This window comes from Dactylosporangium sp. CA-092794, assembly GCF_050948465.1.
Taxonomy (GTDB): Bacteria; Actinomycetota; Actinomycetes; order Mycobacteriales; family Micromonosporaceae; genus Dactylosporangium.
On record NZ_CP192044.1, the window covers coordinates 1366878 to 1383637 of the forward strand.

At 74.0% G+C, this 16760-nt stretch carries 16 protein-coding genes; 5 read left to right on the forward strand and 11 right to left on the reverse strand.

Features of this window, described 5'->3' with window-relative positions; all coding sequences use genetic code 11:
* Positions 1 to 75: 75 nt before the first annotated feature.
* The 4 genes from pepN to ACQPXD_RS06010 all read right to left on the reverse strand — a co-directional run bounded on the left by pepN (position 76) and on the right by ACQPXD_RS06010 (position 5239).
* Positions 76 to 2508, reverse strand: coding sequence for an aminopeptidase N (gene pepN, locus ACQPXD_RS05995; RefSeq protein ID WP_432835623.1), 2433 nt, complete (start codon positions 2506 to 2508; stop codon positions 76 to 78).
* A 5-nt stretch (positions 2509 to 2513) separates the two neighbouring features.
* Positions 2514 to 3161 carry a DUF2306 domain-containing protein gene (locus ACQPXD_RS06000; protein WP_432835625.1) on the reverse strand — a complete coding sequence of 216 codons (648 nt, stop codon included), beginning with the start codon at positions 3159 to 3161 and terminating at the stop codon, positions 2514 to 2516.
* A 70-nt stretch (positions 3162 to 3231) separates the two neighbouring features.
* Positions 3232 to 3894: a response regulator gene (locus tag ACQPXD_RS06005; protein ID WP_432835627.1), complete on the reverse strand. Its 663-nt coding sequence runs from the start codon at positions 3892 to 3894 to the stop codon at positions 3232 to 3234.
* A complete protein-coding gene (locus ACQPXD_RS06010; protein WP_432835629.1) occupies positions 3866 to 5239 on the reverse strand; it encodes an MFS transporter in 1374 nt (457 codons plus the stop codon). The genes ACQPXD_RS06005 and ACQPXD_RS06010 overlap by 29 nt, the downstream gene beginning before the upstream one ends.
* A gap of 118 nt (positions 5240 to 5357) precedes the next feature.
* Between ACQPXD_RS06010 and ACQPXD_RS06015 the strand changes: the two genes are divergently transcribed.
* Positions 5358 to 6743, forward strand: a complete 1386-nt coding sequence (locus ACQPXD_RS06015; RefSeq protein ID WP_432835631.1) for an FAD-dependent monooxygenase — start codon at positions 5358 to 5360, stop codon at positions 6741 to 6743.
* A 133-nt stretch (positions 6744 to 6876) separates the two neighbouring features.
* On the opposite strand, the gene yidD is transcribed toward ACQPXD_RS06015, so the two are convergent.
* Both yidD and ACQPXD_RS06025 read right to left on the reverse strand, forming a co-directional pair.
* Positions 6877 to 7305 (reverse strand): membrane protein insertion efficiency factor YidD, encoded by a 429-nt coding sequence (gene yidD / locus ACQPXD_RS06020; RefSeq protein WP_432835633.1) that lies wholly within the window; start codon positions 7303 to 7305, stop codon positions 6877 to 6879.
* 239 nt (positions 7306 to 7544) lie between these two features.
* A complete protein-coding gene (locus ACQPXD_RS06025) occupies positions 7545 to 7967 on the reverse strand; it encodes a hypothetical protein (RefSeq protein ID WP_432835635.1) in 423 nt (140 codons plus the stop codon).
* Positions 7968 to 8127: 160 nt separating this feature from the next.
* Between ACQPXD_RS06025 and ACQPXD_RS06030 the strand changes: the two genes are divergently transcribed.
* Positions 8128 to 8670: a DUF4240 domain-containing protein gene (locus ACQPXD_RS06030; RefSeq protein ID WP_432835636.1), complete on the forward strand. Its 543-nt coding sequence runs from the start codon at positions 8128 to 8130 to the stop codon at positions 8668 to 8670.
* A 179-nt stretch (positions 8671 to 8849) separates the two neighbouring features.
* Here ACQPXD_RS06030 and ACQPXD_RS06035 read toward each other — a convergent pair whose 3' ends face one another.
* Genes ACQPXD_RS06035 through ACQPXD_RS06050 form a run of 4 tightly spaced genes read right to left on the reverse strand, consistent with a single transcriptional unit; the run spans position 8850 to position 11876 of the window.
* A complete protein-coding gene (locus ACQPXD_RS06035; protein ID WP_432835638.1) occupies positions 8850 to 9788 on the reverse strand; it encodes a 2,3-dihydroxyphenylpropionate 1,2-dioxygenase in 939 nt (312 codons plus the stop codon).
* Positions 9785 to 10633: an alpha/beta fold hydrolase gene (locus ACQPXD_RS06040; RefSeq protein WP_432835640.1), complete on the reverse strand. Its 849-nt coding sequence runs from the start codon at positions 10631 to 10633 to the stop codon at positions 9785 to 9787. The genes ACQPXD_RS06035 and ACQPXD_RS06040 overlap by 4 nt, the downstream gene beginning before the upstream one ends.
* Complete coding sequence (locus tag ACQPXD_RS06045) at positions 10630 to 11124, reverse strand: cupin domain-containing protein (RefSeq protein ID WP_432835642.1); 495 nt, start codon at positions 11122 to 11124, stop codon at positions 10630 to 10632. Before ACQPXD_RS06045 ends, ACQPXD_RS06040 begins: the two co-directional genes overlap by 4 nt.
* Positions 11124 to 11876, reverse strand: coding sequence for an SDR family oxidoreductase (locus ACQPXD_RS06050; protein WP_432835644.1), 753 nt, complete (start codon positions 11874 to 11876; stop codon positions 11124 to 11126). The genes ACQPXD_RS06045 and ACQPXD_RS06050 overlap by 1 nt, the downstream gene beginning before the upstream one ends.
* Before the next feature lie 39 nt (positions 11877 to 11915).
* Here ACQPXD_RS06050 and ACQPXD_RS06055 point away from each other — a divergent pair, with 39 nt between their 5' ends.
* The 3 genes from ACQPXD_RS06055 (at position 11916) to ACQPXD_RS06065 (ending at position 14778) form a co-directional block, all read left to right on the forward strand.
* Positions 11916 to 12674: an IclR family transcriptional regulator gene (locus ACQPXD_RS06055; RefSeq protein WP_432835646.1), complete on the forward strand. Its 759-nt coding sequence runs from the start codon at positions 11916 to 11918 to the stop codon at positions 12672 to 12674.
* A gap of 89 nt (positions 12675 to 12763) precedes the next feature.
* On the forward strand, positions 12764 to 13228 hold the full coding sequence (locus tag ACQPXD_RS06060) for a cupin domain-containing protein (RefSeq protein WP_432835647.1): 465 nt from the start codon (positions 12764 to 12766) through the stop codon (positions 13226 to 13228).
* Between the two features lie 2 nt (positions 13229 to 13230).
* On the forward strand, positions 13231 to 14778 hold the full coding sequence (locus tag ACQPXD_RS06065) for a flavin-containing monooxygenase (RefSeq protein ID WP_432835649.1): 1548 nt from the start codon (positions 13231 to 13233) through the stop codon (positions 14776 to 14778).
* A 647-nt stretch (positions 14779 to 15425) separates the two neighbouring features.
* On the opposite strand, the gene ACQPXD_RS06070 is transcribed toward ACQPXD_RS06065, so the two are convergent.
* Positions 15426 to 16727, reverse strand: a complete 1302-nt coding sequence (locus ACQPXD_RS06070) for a hypothetical protein (protein ID WP_432835651.1) — start codon at positions 16725 to 16727, stop codon at positions 15426 to 15428.
* Positions 16728 to 16760: the final 33 nt, after the last annotated feature.

The following is a 16760-nucleotide window of genomic DNA, read 5'->3' on the forward strand; positions in this document are numbered from 1 at the left end:
GGAGATTCCCCGATGCGTATGCTGTTCGCGTTCGCCGGCGGCAACGGCCACCTCCAGCCGCTGCTGCCGCAGCGCTCAGGACCAGCGGCGCAGCTCGTCGGCGGCGTCGGCGAGCTCGCGGCGCAGGCGGGGGTCCAGGTCGGGGCGCTCCAGCTCGGCGGCCGTCAGCTTCAGCGCGCGGGGGCTGTAGGCGGGGAACGCGAGCCGGACCACCTGCAGCGCCGCCACCAGGTAGCGGCCGTCCAGCATCGCCGGGAGCTCGCCGAAGTAGCGCTCGACGTAGGCGTCGGTCAGCGCCTCCTGGCCCGGCTGCCAGAAGGCGCCGGCCTGCGCGATCGCCACGCGCGGGCGCGGGTCGCCGACGATGGTCCGCCAGGCCGCCGCCTTCGCCTCGGGGGACGGCCGCGCGGCGCGGGCGGCCGCGGCCCGTTCCGCGCCCTTCGCGCTCGGGTCGCGATGCTCCTCCGCCGCGATGTCCGGCTCGTCCGCCGCGCCCAGCGCACCCAGCCGCACCAGCAGCGACCAGCGCAGGTCGGCGTCGACGACGAGGCCGTCCGGCGCGCCGGATCCGCTCAGCCATGATCGCAGCAGGGGTACCTGCTCCGGGCCCGCGACGCTCACCAGCGCCCGGGCGGCGGCGAGCTGCCGGCCGGTGCCCGGTGCCGCCCCGGCCAGGGCGCCCGCGCAGGCCTGGGCGAGCGGGCCGAAGGGCACCAGCCCCCGGCGGGCGAGGGCGTCGCGGGCGAAGGCGAGTACCTCGTCGAAAATGCCCTCCTGCCGCTCGGTCGGCAGCGCGGCCACCAGCAGCGCCAGGAACTCGGCCGGCGGCAGCTCGCCGTCGCGCACCGCGTCGATCACGGCGGTCCAGATGACGGCGCGGGCGAGCGGGTCGGCGAGGTCGGGCAGCACGGCCGGCAGGGCGGCGCGGCTGAACGGGTCGAAGCGGATCTTCGCGTAGGTCTCGTCGGCGGCGTTGAGCAGCAGCACGGTGCCGGCCGGAGCGACGGCGATGTCCGGCACCGTCGTGCGCTCCGCGTCGATGGTGAACGGCACGTGCCGTACCGAACCGTCGGAGGCGAACGCCGAGACCGCCAGGCGGTGCGGGCGCAGCGGCCGGCCGGACTGCTCGACCGTGAGCCCCGCCGGGCCGCCGGCGGCGCGCGCCGGCACCGGGCGCAGGGTGTTGGCGCCGCTGCTGCGCAGCCACAGCTCGGCCCACCCGGTGAGGTCGCGGCCGGCGGCGCCGCCCAGCACCGCCAGCAGATCGGTGAGGCTGGCATTGCCGAAGCGGTACCGCCGGAAGAACTCCCGCAGCCCGCCCAGGAACGCCTCGTCGCCGACGAGCACGGCCAGCTGGCGCAGCGCCGCGGCGCCCTTGGCGTAGGAGATGCCGTCGAAGTTCTGCTGCGCGACCGCGGTGTCCGCGACGCCGTCCGGCGCGACCGGGTGCGTGGACGGGCGCTGGTCGGCGAGGTACCCCCAGCGCTCACGCCAGATCGCGAAGTCGGCGGCGGCGCTCGGGTGCCGGCCGGTCTCGGCCGCCACCCGCCAGCCCAGGTACTCCGCGAACGCCTCGTTGAGCCAGATGTCGTCCCACCACCGCAGGGTGACCAGGTTGCCGAACCACATGTGGGCCATCTCGTGCGCCATGACGACGAACCGCCGGTGCCGGTCGCTGTCGGTGGCCCGCGACGGCCCCGGGCGGAACAGGAACTCCTCGCGGAAGTTCACCAGCGCCGGGTTCTCCACCGCGCCGCCGGAGAGCTCGGGGACGAACGCCTGGTCGTACTTGCCGAACGGGTACCGCACGCCGAACAGCTCGTGGTACCGGTCGAAGCTCGCCGCCGTGGCCGCGAACAGCGCCGCGGCGGCGGCGTCCAGCGCCGGCGCCAGGCTGCGCCGGCACAGCAGCCCGAGCGGGATGCCGTCGTGCTCCGCCTCCAGCAGGTGCCACGGGCCGGCGACCAGGCTGAAGAGGTAGGTCGACAGCGGCGGCGTCGGCTCGAACACCCACCGCCCGCCGTCCCGCTCGCGCAGGGCCGCGTTACCGCGCACCGTCCACCCGTCGGGCGCGAGCACGGTGAGCGCGATCGGCGCCTTGAGGTCGGGCTGGTCGAAGCAGGCGAACACGCGCTGGGCGTTGTCGAGCGGCGCCTGCCCGTAGAGATACACCTCGCCGTCCTCGGGATCGGCGAACCGGTGCAGCCCCTCGCCGGTGCGCGAGTACGCCGCGGCGAACTCGACCTCGAGCCGGTTGTGCGCGGCCAGCCCGTCCAGCCCGATCCGATTGTCCGCCAGCGGCACCGCCCGCCCGTTGAGCCGGGCCCGCACCTCGCCCGCCCCGGCCACCTCGGCGAACGTCGCCGCGCCGGGCTCGGCGCAGTCGAACTCGACCACGGTCCGCGACACGAACCCGTCGTCGGCGGTGACATCCAGCTCGACGGCGTAGGAGCGCACGCGCAACAGATGCGCGCGCCGGACCGCCTCGGCACGGGTCAGACTCGGCATGATCCCTACCGTATCGGGCGGCGGATGGCGTACTCGGCCACCGCCAGGTTGATCAGCCAGCCGGCGATCATCGCGACGGCGCGGGCGGCCGGGAAGTGCGGGTCGGTCTCGCTCATCGTCGCGATCAGCGGCAGGCTCGTGAAGGCCTGCGTGCCGGCGCCCATGGCCAGGGCGTAGGAGCGCAGTATCCAGGCGCGGTGGGTGCGGATGTCGCGGCGGCGGGCGGCCAGGAACGCCGCGACCAGGCCGGCCAGCATGGTCACGCCGACGACGGAGCGGGCGGCGTTGACCACGGCGTTGTCGGTGGCCGGCAGCGGGTAGAAGGCGGTCATCCACAGGCCCGACCCGGCCGTGGCCAGGCCGCCGGCGAACGCGATCCGGCCCGCGATCCGGTGCCAGCGCCGGTGGCGGGCCCGCAGCCGCGGGGCGACCTGGAAGGCGCCCAGGACGGCGAAGGTCACCGCGCCGACGATGTGGATCACGACCGGCAGCGGCATGTCCACGAAGCGGGCGTTGTCGGGGGTGCGGGGCACGCCCGCGCCGAGCTGGGCGATGCGCAGGGCGCCGGCCACCGAGGGGACGAAGGCCAGCACCAGCAGGCCCGTGATGATCGGCCAGTCGCGCCGGCCGCGGCGCAGGGTTTGGGTGGTCACGCCATCGATGGTGGGCGGCCGCGGCGCCGGTTTCATCGGCACTTGGGCCGCGGCCGGGCCGGACCAAAGTTCAGGTGCCGGGCCGGACCCGGTTGGTCTCGTACGCCCACATCGCGATCTCCACCCGGTTGCGCACGCCGAGCTTCAGCATCAGCGCGGTCACGTGGGTCTTGACCGTGCTCAGCGTGATGAACAGCTCGTCGGCGATCTCGTTGTTGGTCCGCCCGCGCGCCACCCGGGCCAGGACCTGCTCCTCGCGCTCGGTCAGCGGGTCGATCGGCTGGCGGGGCGGGGCGGCGGGGCCCGAGTCGGCGAAGGCGCGCAGCAGCCGGGTGGTGACGCTGGGGGCGATGAGCGCGTCGCCGTTGGCGGCGGCGTTGACGGCCTGGGCGAGCAGGGCCGGGCCGGCGTCCTTGAGCAGGAAGCCGCGGGCGCCCGCGCGCAGGGCGGCGTAGACATACTCGTCGAGATCGAACGTCGTGATGACGACCACCGCGAGCGGGTCGGCCACGTCGGGCCCGGCCAGCAGCCGGGTCGCCTCCAGCCCGTCCATGACCGGCATGCGCACGTCGAACAGGCACACGTCGGGCCGCAGGCGCCGGGCCAGCTCGACCGCGCGCCGGCCGTCGGCGGCCTCCCCGACCACCTCGATGTCCGGCTGTGCATTGAGGATCATCGTCAGCCCGGTGCGGACGATCTCCTGATCATCCGCGACCAGCACCCGCACGCTCACCGGCCAATGTTACGAGGGGGGTGGTACGGCCAGATCCGCCGAAAGTACGACCGGCGATCCCGACCCCGGCGAGGGCCGGCAGGAGCGCGACGGCGAACGCGGCGAGGTAGGCGACCGGCCCGCGGCCGACGAGGGCGGCGAAGAGCGAGCCGCCGATCGCCAGGGCGGTGGTGGTCAGCAGGGCGTCGCCGACCTGCAGGGCCGAGCTGTTCACGCCCTGGCGGGCCGGCGTGGAGTAGCGCAGCACGAGCGCGGCCGTGGCCGGGGAGACCAGGCCCATGCCGAAGCCGCCGGCACTCCATCCGGCGACGACCGCCACGACGGGTATCGCGGCGAACACGACGGCCATCGCGGAGAGCACACCGGCGGCGATGGCCGCCGCACCGAGCCGCAGCCGGGCCGCGTCGGACAGCCGCTGGGCCGCCCGCGCCTGCACCCACGAGCCCGTCGACCAGAACAGCGCGCCGACGGTCACGGTGAGGCCGGCCAGCGCCGGGCTGAGGCCGCGCTCGCGGGTGAGCAGCAGCGGGATGAACACGTCGGCCTGCACGAACGCGGCGCCGGCCAGGCCGCGCAGCAGCACGACGGCGGGCAGGCCGCGGCGGGCGGCGAGGGCGCCGGGCGGCAGCAGGCGCGCGCCGCACAGCGGCACCGCGACCAGGCCGGCGGCGAGGCAGAGCAGGCCGCGCGGCGAGAGGTCCTGGCCGCCGAGGTACAGCAGCCCGGCCCCGCCCGCCGCGCCGAGCGCCCACGAGAGCCGCCGCAGCGGGACCCCGGCGGCGCCCTCCGCGCCCGGGACGTCGCGCACGCGGGGCCAGACGAGCAGCGCCGAAGGTACCGCCAGCGCCACGACGAGCAGGAAGACCCAGCGCCAGCCGAGGTACTCGACGATCACGCCGGCCACGACCGGGCCGGCGACGGCGGGCAGCACCCACGCCGCGGACAGCGCCGAGAAGACCCGCGGATGCTCGGCGGCCGGGTAGGCGCGCCCCACCACGACGAACAGCGCCACGTTCACCAGCCCACCGGCGAAGCCCTGCACCAGCCGCCCGGCGACGAGCACCGCCATGTGCGGGGCCAGCCCGGCGACCAGCAGCCCCAGGCAGAACAGCGCCACCCCGGCCACCATCGGCCCGGCCGGGCCGGCCCGGTCGCACCAGGCGCCGGCCAGCACCATGCCGACGACGCTGGTGGCCAGCGCGCCGCCGAAGGCCAGGCCGTACAGCGCGACCCCGTCGAGGGCCCGCGCGACGGTGGGCATGGCCGCGGTGACCGCGACCGCCTCGAAGGCGACCAGTGTCACCAGGGTCACCATGCCCGCGGTCAGGGCGCGTCGGTTCCGCACCCCGGCAACGTCGCACCTCAACCGCGCTTCAGGTCAAGCCGCGATCGGCTTTGACATCGCCGCCCGGTTATGCCAACAATTGTTTGCCAACGTGTGTTGGCAAACGCGAGGAGGAGCCATGAAGACGATCATCGCGGGGGCCGGGCCCACCGGGCTGCTGCTCGCCGGGGACCTCGCCGCCGCCGGCGCCGACGTCACCGTGCTCGAGCGGCGGGCCGAGGAGTCCAACCTCACCCGGGCGTTCGCCGTGCACGCCCGCACGCTGGAGCTCCTCGACGCGCGCGGCATCGCCGAGGAGGTCATCGCCACCGGCACGAAACTTTCCCGGATGCGGCTGTTCAACCGGATCGGCGTCGACTTCGCCGCCCTGCCGAGCCGGTTCCCGTTCGTGCTGATCACCCCGCAGTACCACGTCGAGCGCATCCTCGAGGAACGGGCGGTCAAGGCTGGCGCGCGGATCGTGCGCGGCACCGAGGTCACCGGGCTGCGCCAAGACGAGCGCGGCGTCGAGGTACACACCAAGGCAGGCACGCACGCCGCGGACTACGCGGTGGGCGCCGACGGCGCGCACAGCGGCGTGCGGCACGCCCTCGGCCTGGAGTTCCCCGGCCGGGCCGTGGTCCGCTCGCTGATGCTGGCCGACGTGCGGCTGGCCCGGCCGCCGCAGGACGTGATCTCGGTCAGCGCGGTCGGCACCGCGTTCGCGTTCGTCGCCCCGTTCGGCGACGGGTGGTACCGCATCTTCGCCTGGAACCGCGAGCACCAGGTGCCCGACAGCACCCCGCTCACCCTGGAGGAGGTGCGCGAGACCACCGAACGGGCCTTCGGCCGCGACTTCGGCATCGGCGAATGCCGCTGGCTGTCGCGGTTCCACAGCGACGAGCGTCAGGTGGAGCGGTACCGCACGGGCCGCGTCTTCCTGGCCGGCGACGCCGCCCACGTGCACTCACCCGCCGGCGGCCAGGGCATGAACACCGGCCTGCAGGACGCGGCGAACCTCGGCTGGAAACTCGCCGCGACCGCGGCCGGGTGGGCGCCCACGGGCCTGCTCGACTCCTACCACGACGAGCGGCACGCGGTCGGCCGGCTCGTGCTGCGCACCAGCGGCGGCATCATCCGCCTGGCCCTGCTGGAGTCCCGCGCCGCGCGGCTCGGCCGCGACGTGCTCACCGGGCTCGCGCTGCACGTGCCGGCGGTGCTGCGGCGCGCCACCGGCACCATCTCCGGCGTCGGCATCTACTACCCGCACGCCCCGCGGACCGCCGACGCCGACCTCGGTGGCACCCGCCTCTACGAGCTGCTGCGGGCCGGCCGGCACGTGCTGCTCGGCCCCGCGGTACCGCCGCCCGGCTACGCCGACCGATTGGTATGCGCGGCGTACGACCGGTACATCCTGGTCCGCCCCGACGGCTACACCGCCTGGACGGGCACCGCGGGAGAGGTCGCCGTCGCGCTCCGCACCCATCTCGGTGATCCACGACACCCCGCCGACACGATCTCTTGACATGGGAGCGTTGATCGATGTGTCATGCCGGTCACAGAACGATTCTCGTCTTGTTGCCGCCGACGCACACGGGGACGACGTGCCGGGTCCCGCGCCGCCACGGGGGACCCGGCACCCTGGTTTCGGGCTGCCGTTACGGCACCGGGTCGTGGGTGCCGCGCGGCGTCACCGGATTGCAGCGGCGGATCCGCGCCGCCGTGAGCCGCGAGCCCTCCACCAGGCCGTAGCGGCGGACCGCCTCCATGCCGTAGGCGCTGCACGAGGGCACCTGGCGGCACTTGATGCCCAGATGGGGCGAGATGAAGCGCTGGTACCCGCGGATCGCGGCCATGCCCGCGCGCCCCGGACCGCTGGCGACCCGCCGCGGCGGCCGGGTCGGCGCCGAGACCGCCATCAGCGACAGCAGCGAGCTCAGCAGGAACGGGCTGCAGTCGCCGTCGCAGCAGTCCAGATCACAGTCGGGGGTGCAGTCACGGTCGCGCCGGCGGCCCTGCTGTTGCCGCTGCAGCCGCCGCTGGTGGCGGCGCGCCCGCCAGAGCGCGAAGAACTCGCCGATCCGCATGGCGGCGATTGTGGGCGGCCCCCGTCGCGGTGATCAAGCGACGGACCCAAACACGACAACGCACCCGGATGTTCGACTTCGCGCGGGCGGCCGGGAATGTCCGGACAGTCCCGGACACCCGGACGAAGTCGAACAACCGAGTGCGTCGTATTGCGGTCCGGCTGCTGTGGTCGGGCGCCGGCCGGCGGGGCTGATGCCGCCGGCCGGGGCCGTGGCCACACCATGAGCGGGCTCGGGCCTTACTTGGCCGCGATCTCGCCCGCGCCGCCGTGGTACTCCGTGCCCTCCGCGAACGCGGCGTCGAAGCGGTGCTGCAGAGCGTCGAGCTCCGAGAAGTCGGCCTCGTGGGCGTGCTCGCTGCCCTCGGCGGCGAAGACGTGGTCGTCGACCTCCGCGTTGTGGCTGTAGTTGGTGTAGTCGTCGGCCTCGTAGTGCACCGACGCCGGGGCGTCGTACTCGACGTGGTGGCCCTGCGAGAAGTCGGTGTTCTCGGCCGCGTGGTGGTCGGCCTCGTACACGCCGTACTGGTTGTTGTAGTCGGCCTCGTGACCCTGGGCCTGGTGCAGCTGGTCGAGAGCGTCGTGCTCCTGACCCTGCTCGTAGTGGCCGTAGTCCACGTCGTGGCCGGTGTCGCCGTAGCCGCCGGTGTCGACGTCGCTCATGGTGTGCTCCCTCTGGGATTTGGTGGGTGTGGCCTTGCGATGCATAGAACGTTACGGTCGGCCGCTCCTGCTCGAATCCCGGAAACGTGCCACCACTGGCACCCTCGCTCCGGCGCGGGGGTTGGCCGGGGCGTGCCCCGGGATGACAGACTTCGTTGCCGTGGACAGCGAAACTTTCTGGTCGATCATCGACGGTGCCCGGTCCGCCGCCGGGGACCGCGTCACGCCGGGCTTCGCCGAGCGCTTCACCGCCGCGCTGCGCATGCGCCTGGCCACCCTCGACAAGAGTGAGTTGTTGGACTTCGACGCCCGCCGCACGGAGCTGCAGGCCCGCGCCAACTCCTCGGCCATGTGGGCGACGGGCCGCGTGGTGGCCCGCTACGCCGACGCTTTCGTCGACGGCCTGATCGCCCGCGGCCGCGACCTCTACGAGCGCGCCGTGGCCGACCCCGACCGCTTGGCCGACGACCCGGTGATCCGCGCCGTCGCCGCCGGCGAGATCCCCGCCCACGAGCTGGCGCCACGGGAGGTCGAGGACCTGGCCGAGGAGCTCTACGGCGAGACCGACGACTACCCGATGCTGCTGCGCACCCGCACCGGCGAGGTCGCCCCGCTGGTCGAGGACGACTGGGACGACGAGGACGACGACGCGGTGCGCAAACACCTGCCCCGCATCGCCGCCCTGTTCCTGCCGCAGCCCTAGCCTTGCGCGACCGGCACACCACTTTCGGTCACGGTCGAATTTTTTGGCGCCTGGTACGGTGGAGGAGATTCGGAGTGCCACCGCCGAGGTTCGCACCGCATCCGGCGTTCGCGTTCACGCCGCTTTCGGCGACCGCCATGGCGCCGTCGGTGCCCACGTGTCGCCGGCGCAGGCGGGGGTCAGTCCGGAACGGGGAAGGTGGCGCCGATGCCCATGCCCGTGATCCACTCCGGGACCGGTTCGTAGGCGGTCCACGCCAGGGGCTGCCCGACCGCGGCCAGCCCGGTCAGCCAGGCGCGGATCTCGTGGCCGCCGGTGCCGGCCAGCAGCTCCAGCTTCTCGTGGCCCAGGTCGGTCACGGCGGCCAGGTCGTTGGCGGCCAGGCGCTCCAGGAACCAGCGGTCCCACTCGACGTTGACCGGCGCGCCCGGGTCGCCGCCCATGGCCCGCACCCGCGGCTCGCGGGCGGCGGCGAAAGCGCGCACGTCGCGGCGGCCGTGGATGAGGTTGGCGCGGCGGTCGCCGACGACCGACGGGTCGCGCGGGTCGTTCGACGGCAGCCAGTGGGACAAGCCGCCGCTGGCCAGCACCAGGACCCGGCCCGGGAAGCGGGAGTCGCGGATCGCGGCGCCCAGGGCCGTGCCCAGGTCGGCGCAGCGCTGCAGCGACGGCAGCGGCGGCGCGGCGGTGTTGAGCACCAGCGGCACCATCGGGGTGCGGGCGGTGCCGCAGAGCATCTCGTAGCTCTGCACCACGCCGTGGTCGACGGTGAGGGAGTACGACAGCGACACGTCGAAGCCCGCCCCGGCGAGCCCGTCGCGGATCGACCAGGCCAGCTCGCCGGCGACCGGCAGCGGGCCGGGGGTGCTGCCGTAGTCGCCGAAGCCGATGGCCTCCTCCACGCCGAGCACGAAGGGCGGCATCTGGTCGTAGAAGTTCGCGTGGAAGTGATCGGGGCCGATCACCACGATGGCGTCGGGCGCGAGCGCCGCGGTGGCGCGGGCGAGCCGGGCGGCGTCGGCCAGGAAGGCGCCGCCGGGCGCGTCGGGGTCGGCGGGCGGCAGCAAGGTCGCGAAGGGGGAGTGGGACATCCCGACAAAACCGACAATGGTACTCATGACAGGAAATCCCGGTGGATTTGGAGGTACTCCTCGACCTTCTCCCACTGCGGCCAGTGCCCGGCGTCGGCGATGACGTGCAACCGCGCGTCCGGCAGCCAGTCCAGCAGCATCTGCGCCTCGTCGAGCCCGCCGGTCGGGTCGTGCTCGGTCCACAGCAGCAGCGTCGGCGCCGAGATCTTGCCGACCCAGGAGGGGTCCCAGGCGAAGGCCTTGCGCACCTCGGGGTCCTGCAGCACCAGCGTGTTGGTGATGGCCTGCACGAAGCCGGGCCGCCGGTACACCGCCTGGCGCAGCGCGACCAGCTCGTCGGTGACCATCTCCTTGTGGTGGAACAGGAACTCCACCCGCCGGCGCACGGTCGGCTCGCTGGGGTCCAGCACCGCGGCCATGGTGCTGTCGCGCATCCGCGCCATCACCTCGGGCTTGTTGGCGATGTTGCCGGGCGTGTTGAGCACCAGCTTGTCGACCCGCTCCGGGTGGAACGCCGCCGTCCAGGCCACCACCCAGCCGCCGAGCGACTCGCCGGACAGGTGGGCGCGCTCGACGCCGAGCGCGTCCATGAGCCCGATCAGGTGGCCCGAGAGGACGTCGATGGTGTACGGGCGGTCCGGCGTGTCCGACCAGCCGTGGCCGATCATGTCGTAGACGGTGACCCGGAAGCTCTCGGCCAGCCCGGCGATGTCGCGGGCGTACGCCTCCAGGTGCCCGCCCGTGCCGTGCACCAGGATGAGGTCGGGTCCGGAGCCCGCGCGCAGGACCCGGGTGCGCACCCCGCCGACGTCGACGTGGCGCAGCTCGTGGTCGACGTCGGCGAGCTCGCCCCAGATGCTGATGTGTGTCACGGCTGCTCCTTGAATCGGATGCGGGCCTCGGCCACGCTCGACAGCCCCGCGCTCTGCCGCCGGGCGAGGCCCAGCAGGGCCAGCAGGCGGGAGTTCTCGATGGTGAGGAACTCGACCGGGTGCTCGGTGGAGTCGTTGTAGTGCCGGTGCCAGGTCCACGGGGGCGTGTAGATGAAGTCGCCGGTCGACCAGGACTCGGTGTCGTCCTCCACCTCGCTGTGCCCGGTGCCTTCGATGACGTAGTGGACGGTCTCGTGGTAGTGCCGCTGCATGTCGGAGGACAGCCCCGGCGGGATGGTCTGCCGGAAGATTTCGAAGGTACTGCTGGGCAGCAGGCCGGCGATGGACAGCTCGGTCGGGTTGTGGACCTGGTTCGCCGGCAGCCGCTCCAGCTGCCCGGCGTGCACCACGAACGGGCGGGCCGTGCCCGGCCGGACCGCGTCGGTGATGCCGCCGAGGAACGCGCCGAGGTCGAAGGGTTGCGTCGTCATCAGGTGGTCTCCGTCCTGCCGCCGTCGACCGTGAGCACGGTCCCGTTGACGTAGCTTGCGGCGTCCGAGGCGAGGAAGCACACGGCGGCGGCGATCTCCTCGGCCCGACCGGCCCGCCCGGCCGGCACGACCGCCACGTCCTCGGCCTCCACCTCGGAGTACGGCCGGCCCTCGCGCCGCGCCCGGGCGGTGAGGATCTGCCGCCGGCGCTCGGTGTCGGTCGGCCCGGGCGCGACGCAGTTGACCGTCACGCCGGCGTCGGCGAACTCGCGCGACAGCAGCTTCGCCGCGCTGGTGACGGCGGCGCGCAGTACCACGGAAGCGGCGATGTCGGGCTGCGGCTGGCGCACGGCGGTCGAGGTGATGATCACGACCCGGCCGAAGCCGCGCTCGGCCATGCCGGGCAGCACCAGCCGGGCCAGCCGCAGCGGGCCGAGCAGCAGCAGCTCGAACGCGGCCCGCCAGTGCTCGTCGCCGAGGTCGAGGATCCGCCCGGGTGGCGGGCCGCCGGCGTTGAGCACCAGGATGTCGGGGCCGCCGAAGCGCTCGGCGACCTCGCGGACCGTCGGCTCGGCCGAGTCCGGGTCGCTGATGTCGGCGACGAGCGGGTGGATGCCGTTGGCGACCTCGGGCGGCTTGCGCCCGGTCACCACGACCTGATGGCCCTGTGCGGCCAGCGCCTCGGCGACGGCCCGGCCGATGCCGGCCCCGCCCCCGCCGACCAGCGCCGTCCGCTGCGCGTTGCTTTGCACAGGGATTAGCCTGGGCCGCATGACCTCGCGGACCCAACGATGAGTCCCGCTGAGCGGGATTCCGGGGGCATGGGCGCGCTCGACCGGGCCGCCGCGATCCTGGGCGCCTTCGACGCCGTGCACCGGGAGCTGACCCTCGCCACGCTGGTCGCGCGCAGCGGGCTGCCCCGCTCGACGGCCCACCGCACCGCCGACAAGATGCTGCGGCTGGGCTGGCTGGACAAGCCGGCGGACCGGTACCGCATCGGCAATCGGCTCTTCGAGCTCTCCGGCCTGGCCCCGATCCGGCACGTGCTGCGGGAGGCGGTGCTGCCGTTCCTGCAGGACCTCTACAACGCCACCCGCACCACGGTGCAGCTCGGCGTGCTCAGCGGCACCGACGTGCTGATCGTCGAGAAGATCGGCGGCCATCGGCCGATGACGATGCTGTCCCAGGTCGGCGGCCTGATCCCGGCGCACTGCTCGGGGCTGGGCCGGGCGATCCTCGCCTACAGCGACCCGACGACCGTCGACGCCGTCATCGCGTCCGGCCTGAACCGGCGCACGCCGCGCACGATCACCTCGCCGACCGCGCTGCGCCGGGAGCTGGCCGAGATCCCGGCGCACGGGCTGGCCATCGACCGCGAGGAGGGCAACGTGGGCGTGAGCTGCGTCGCCGCGCCGATCTTCGGCCCGCTGGGCGCGGTGGCCGCGGCGCTGTCGGTGACCGGGCCGACCGGCCTGGTGCGGCCCGACCGGGCCGGACCGGCGGTCCGGCTGGCCGCCGCCGCGGCGTCGCGGGCCTATGCCGCTCGCTGAATTCCGTCCCGGTGAGCGGGACACCGCGTAGGGTGTCGGGGCTCACGGGTCGCACGCTGTGACCCACAACACCCCGAAGGAGGATCCCGATGAGCCTGGGCGGTGGATACTTTCTCCAGTCCCGTGACGGGACGCAGATCCCGGCGATCGGTCTCGGCATCACGATGAAGACCGACGGCAAGTCCACCCACGACGCCTACTCGCTGTTCGAGTACGCGATCCCGTCCGAGACCGACGGGCCGCCGCCGCACATCCACACCCGCGAGGACGAGTCGTTCGTCTGCCTCGCCGGCCGGCTGGACGTGAGCCTCGGCGGCGAGGAGTTCGTGCTGGAGCCGGGCGACTACCTGTACCTGCCGCGCGACGTCGTGCACGCGTTCCGCAACCCGTACCGGGACGAGGCCCGGGTCATCTCGGTCGTGTCGCCGGCCGGGCTGGAGGCCTACTACCAGGCACTGGGCGAGCTGCCGCCGGGCCCGAAGGACATCAGCAAGATCAAGGAGATCATGGTCGAGTTCGGCATCAAGATGCTGCCGCTGCCCGAGGGGCACTGACCATGCGCGTCGCAGTCATCGGCGCGGGCGTCGCGGGCCTGGTCACCGCCAAGACGCTGCTCCAGGCCGGCCACGAGGTGGTCGTGCTGGACAAGACCCCGGACGTCGGGGGCGTGTGGAGCGCGACGCGGCGCTACCCGGGCCTCACGACGCAGAGCGCGAAGGCCACCTACGGCTTCTCCGACTATCCGATGCCCCGCGAGTACCCGGAGTGGCCGACCGGCGAGCAGGTCCAGCAGTGGCTGGCCGGTTACGCCGCGCACTTCGGCGTCGAGCGCTGCCTGCGGCTGAACACCGAGGTCGTCGCGGCGCAGCGGGACGCCGCGGGCGCTTGGACGCTGCAGTTGCGCGGTGCCGACGGCGCCACCGCGACCGAGACCTTCGACCGGCTCGTAGTCGCCAACGGCATCTTCAGCGAGCCGAACGTGCCCGACTACCCCGGGCGCGAGGCGTTCGAGGCGGCCGGCGGGCGGCTGTGCGCCGGCACCGACCTGCACGACGCCGAGGAGGCCCGCGGCAAGCATGTCGTGGTGGTGGGGTACGGCAAGTCGGCCTGCGACGTCACGGTCCCGGTCAGCGAGGTGGCGGCCGGGACGCACATCATCGCCCGGCAGCTGCTGTGGAAGGTGCCCCGGCGCATCGGCGGCTTCCTGAACTTCAAGTTCCTGCTGCTGACCCGGATGGGCGAGGCGCTGTTCCCGTACCTGCACAAGCGCGGCATGGAGCGCTTCCTGCACGGCCCCGGCAACCCGATGCGCCGCTCGATGATCAACTCGATCGGCTCCGTCTCGGTCCGCCAGTTCAAGCTCCGCGAGCTCGACCTGGTGCCGCGCGGCACGATGGAGGGCATCGTGAAGGGCGCGATCGGCCTGGCCACCGAGGGCTTCTTCGAGGGCGTCGCGGCCGGCCGGATCACCGTGCACCGCGACACCACCGTCACCGCCCTAACGGCCCGCGACGGCCGGCCCGCGGCCGAGCTCGCCGACGGCAGCGTGGTCCCGGCCGACCTGGTCATCTGCGCGACGGGCTTCACCCAGGGCGTGCCGTTCCTCAACGCCGACGTGCAGGCCGGGCTCTTCGACGAGCGCGGGAACTTCATGCTGTACCGCCAGATCCTGCCGCTCAACGTCGAGGGCGTGTACTTCAACGGGTACAACTCCTCGTTCTTCAGCCCGCTGAACGCCGAGATGGCGGCGCTGTGGATCGCGGCCGACCTGGCTGGCGCGGTCGACCTGCCCGCACCCGACGAGCGCCGCCGCGCCGTCGTGGAGCAGCTCGCCTTCATGGACGAGGCCACCGCCCGGCACCACAGCCGCGGCGGGAAGATCATCCCGTTCTCGATGCACAACGTCGACGAGGTCCTCGGCGACCTCGACGTCAACATCCCGGCCCGGGTGCGCGCCTCGCACTGGCTCAACCCCGTGAACCCGGGCGCTTACCGCCGCGTGAGCAAGACCCTGATCGGCCGCCTCGGCGCCCCCGCACCCGCCCCCGCTGCCTCCGCCGCACCGCAGCCGGCTTCCGCCGAGGAGCCGGTCCGCGCCGCCTGACCCCGCCCCGCCGCTGCCGCGCAACCGCGCATAACCGAAATATCGGATTTATCCGTCACGAAGTGGCGGATAAATCCGATAAGTCCCGCGCTGGATAAGTCCCGCGCTGGATAAGTCCCGCGCTGGGTGAGTCCGGCAAGGGCGAAGTCCCGCGCTGGGCGAGTCCCGCAACGAGCAAGTCCCGCGAGGGTCAACTCCCGCGCGGGGCGAGTCGTCCCGCGAGGGGCGAGTCCCGCGAGGGGCAAGGTGGCGTGCCCGAGCCGGCGCAGGCCGCGCGCCGCCGGCCGCCAGTGGGGCAGGCAGCTCCCGCCTGGCTTCGAGTCGGCCGCGAGGCGGACATTTCGGATATGTCGCCCGTCGGGCTCGGGTGAACGTAGCCGGGGCGGACGAATGTTTCCGTGATCATGATGCTCACTGCGGCCGTGGTCCGGGTTTTCCATGATCCCGGAGTGTTGATGTACACCTGTGTACATCAACACTCCGGGATCATGAGAAACCGTTGGTGCCGGTGGCGGTTCGGCATGATCGTGGAGACTTCTGTCGCTGCGCTGTGCTTCTCGGTGGGAAATGCCCCGCGCCGTCTCGGAGGTCGCGGACGGCAGCCAGCTCATCCGCGCGTTTCGCCGGCGCTGCGACCAGACCCCCGCTCAGCCGCCCGCGGCCGGTGAACGGCCTCCGGCGGACGCGAGCCGGGCGGCTAGGCGGGCGGCGCCGAGTGCGGGATCGAGCGCAACACCTACCTGTGCGCCGCGGGCCTCGAGCGCCTCGATGACCCCGCGGCGCACCGGCGTGTCGGCAACTAGGAGCCCGCCGCCCAGCACCACCGGCGCGGCCGGCGCCTCCAGTTCGTCCAGCGTCGCGAGCAGCCGGGCGGCGGCCGAGGCGACGATCGCGGCGGCGTCCGGGTCGCCGGCGTCGGCCAGTTCGCAGACCAGCGGGGCCAGGGCGCCGAACGGTGGCAGCGCCTGCGCCCAGTGCACCAGATCGTCCGGCGTCGCCGCGCCCGCGTGGGCGGCGACCTTGCGGGCCAGGGGCGTGGACCAGCGGCGCGCGGCCGCGCGGACCGCCTGCAGGCCCAGCCACAGGCCGGAGCCCTCATCGCCCAGCAGCCAGCCCAGGCCGTCGGCGACCCGGACCACCTCCAGCCCGTCGACCAGGGCCGCCACCGCACCCGTGCCGGCGATCAGCACCGCCCCGCGGGTCCAGTCGCCGCCGGTCACACCGGCCCCGCCCCCCGTTCCAGCGCCGCCCGTTCCAGCGCCGCCCGTCCCAGCGCCGCCCGTCCCAGCGCCGCCCGTCCCAGCGCCGCCCGTTCCAGCGCCGCCCGTCCCAGCGCCGCCCGTTCCGGCGCCGCGGGTGGCATCGGCTGGGCCCGCCGCGAACGCCGAGCCGCCAACGCCAGCCGTGTGGGCCATACGGCCCCCGGCCGTCACACCGGCCGGGCCGGCCGCGAGGGCCGGGCTGGCCCCGCCTGCCATAGCGACCCCGCCGGACGCGTGGGCCGCGCCGGACGTGCAGGCCCCGCCGGACGCGTGGGCCGCGCCGGACGCGTGGGCCGCGCCGGACGCGTGGGCCGCGCCGGACGTGTAGGCCGCGCCGGACGTGTGGGCCGCGCCGGCGGCGAAGGCCGTCACCGCGTCGCCGACGATCTTCATCTCGCAGCGCAGGCCGAGGGCCGTCCACTCCGCCGCGAACGCCGCTGCCACCGCCGGGTCGGTCAGGGCGCTGGCGCCGGCCACGCCCACCACGCCGGCCGTGACCGAGGCCGGGTCGAGTGGGCCGAGCGCCGACCGCAGCGCCGACCCGACGGCGCGTGCGGCCGGCGGGCCCGCGGCCGAGGGGTTGCCCGGGCCGGCCGTGCCCCGGCCGAGCACCGTGCCCGCCAGGTCGGTCACCACGGCCCGGGACGCGGTGCCGCCCGCATCGACACCAACCACCACGTCAGCCATGGCGTCGATGGAAGCATAGAAAATTGTTGTTGA

What these genes read in the sequence shown, in the direction of transcription:
- pepN (WP_432835623.1), bottom strand. Translation starts at nt 2,508, where the DNA reads ATGCCGAGTCTGACCCGTGCCGAGGCGGTCCGGCGCGCGCATCTGTTG.
- ACQPXD_RS06015 (WP_432835631.1), top strand. Translation starts at nt 5,358, where the DNA reads ATGAAGACGATCATCGCGGGGGCCGGGCCCACCGGGCTGCTGCTCGCC.
- yidD (WP_432835633.1), bottom strand. Translation starts at nt 7,305, where the DNA reads ATGCGGATCGGCGAGTTCTTCGCGCTCTGGCGGGCGCGCCGCCACCAG.
- ACQPXD_RS06025 (WP_432835635.1), bottom strand. Translation starts at nt 7,967, where the DNA reads ATGAGCGACGTCGACACCGGCGGCTACGGCGACACCGGCCACGACGTG.
- ACQPXD_RS06035 (WP_432835638.1), bottom strand. Translation starts at nt 9,788, where the DNA reads ATGAGTACCATTGTCGGTTTTGTCGGGATGTCCCACTCCCCCTTCGCG.
- ACQPXD_RS06045 (WP_432835642.1), bottom strand. Translation starts at nt 11,124, where the DNA reads ATGACGACGCAACCCTTCGACCTCGGCGCGTTCCTCGGCGGCATCACC.
- ACQPXD_RS06055 (WP_432835646.1), top strand. Translation starts at nt 11,916, where the DNA reads ATGAGTCCCGCTGAGCGGGATTCCGGGGGCATGGGCGCGCTCGACCGG.
- ACQPXD_RS06060 (WP_432835647.1), top strand. Translation starts at nt 12,764, where the DNA reads ATGAGCCTGGGCGGTGGATACTTTCTCCAGTCCCGTGACGGGACGCAG.
- ACQPXD_RS06065 (WP_432835649.1), top strand. Translation starts at nt 13,231, where the DNA reads ATGCGCGTCGCAGTCATCGGCGCGGGCGTCGCGGGCCTGGTCACCGCC.
- ACQPXD_RS06070 (WP_432835651.1), bottom strand. Translation starts at nt 16,727, where the DNA reads ATGGCTGACGTGGTGGTTGGTGTCGATGCGGGCGGCACCGCGTCCCGG.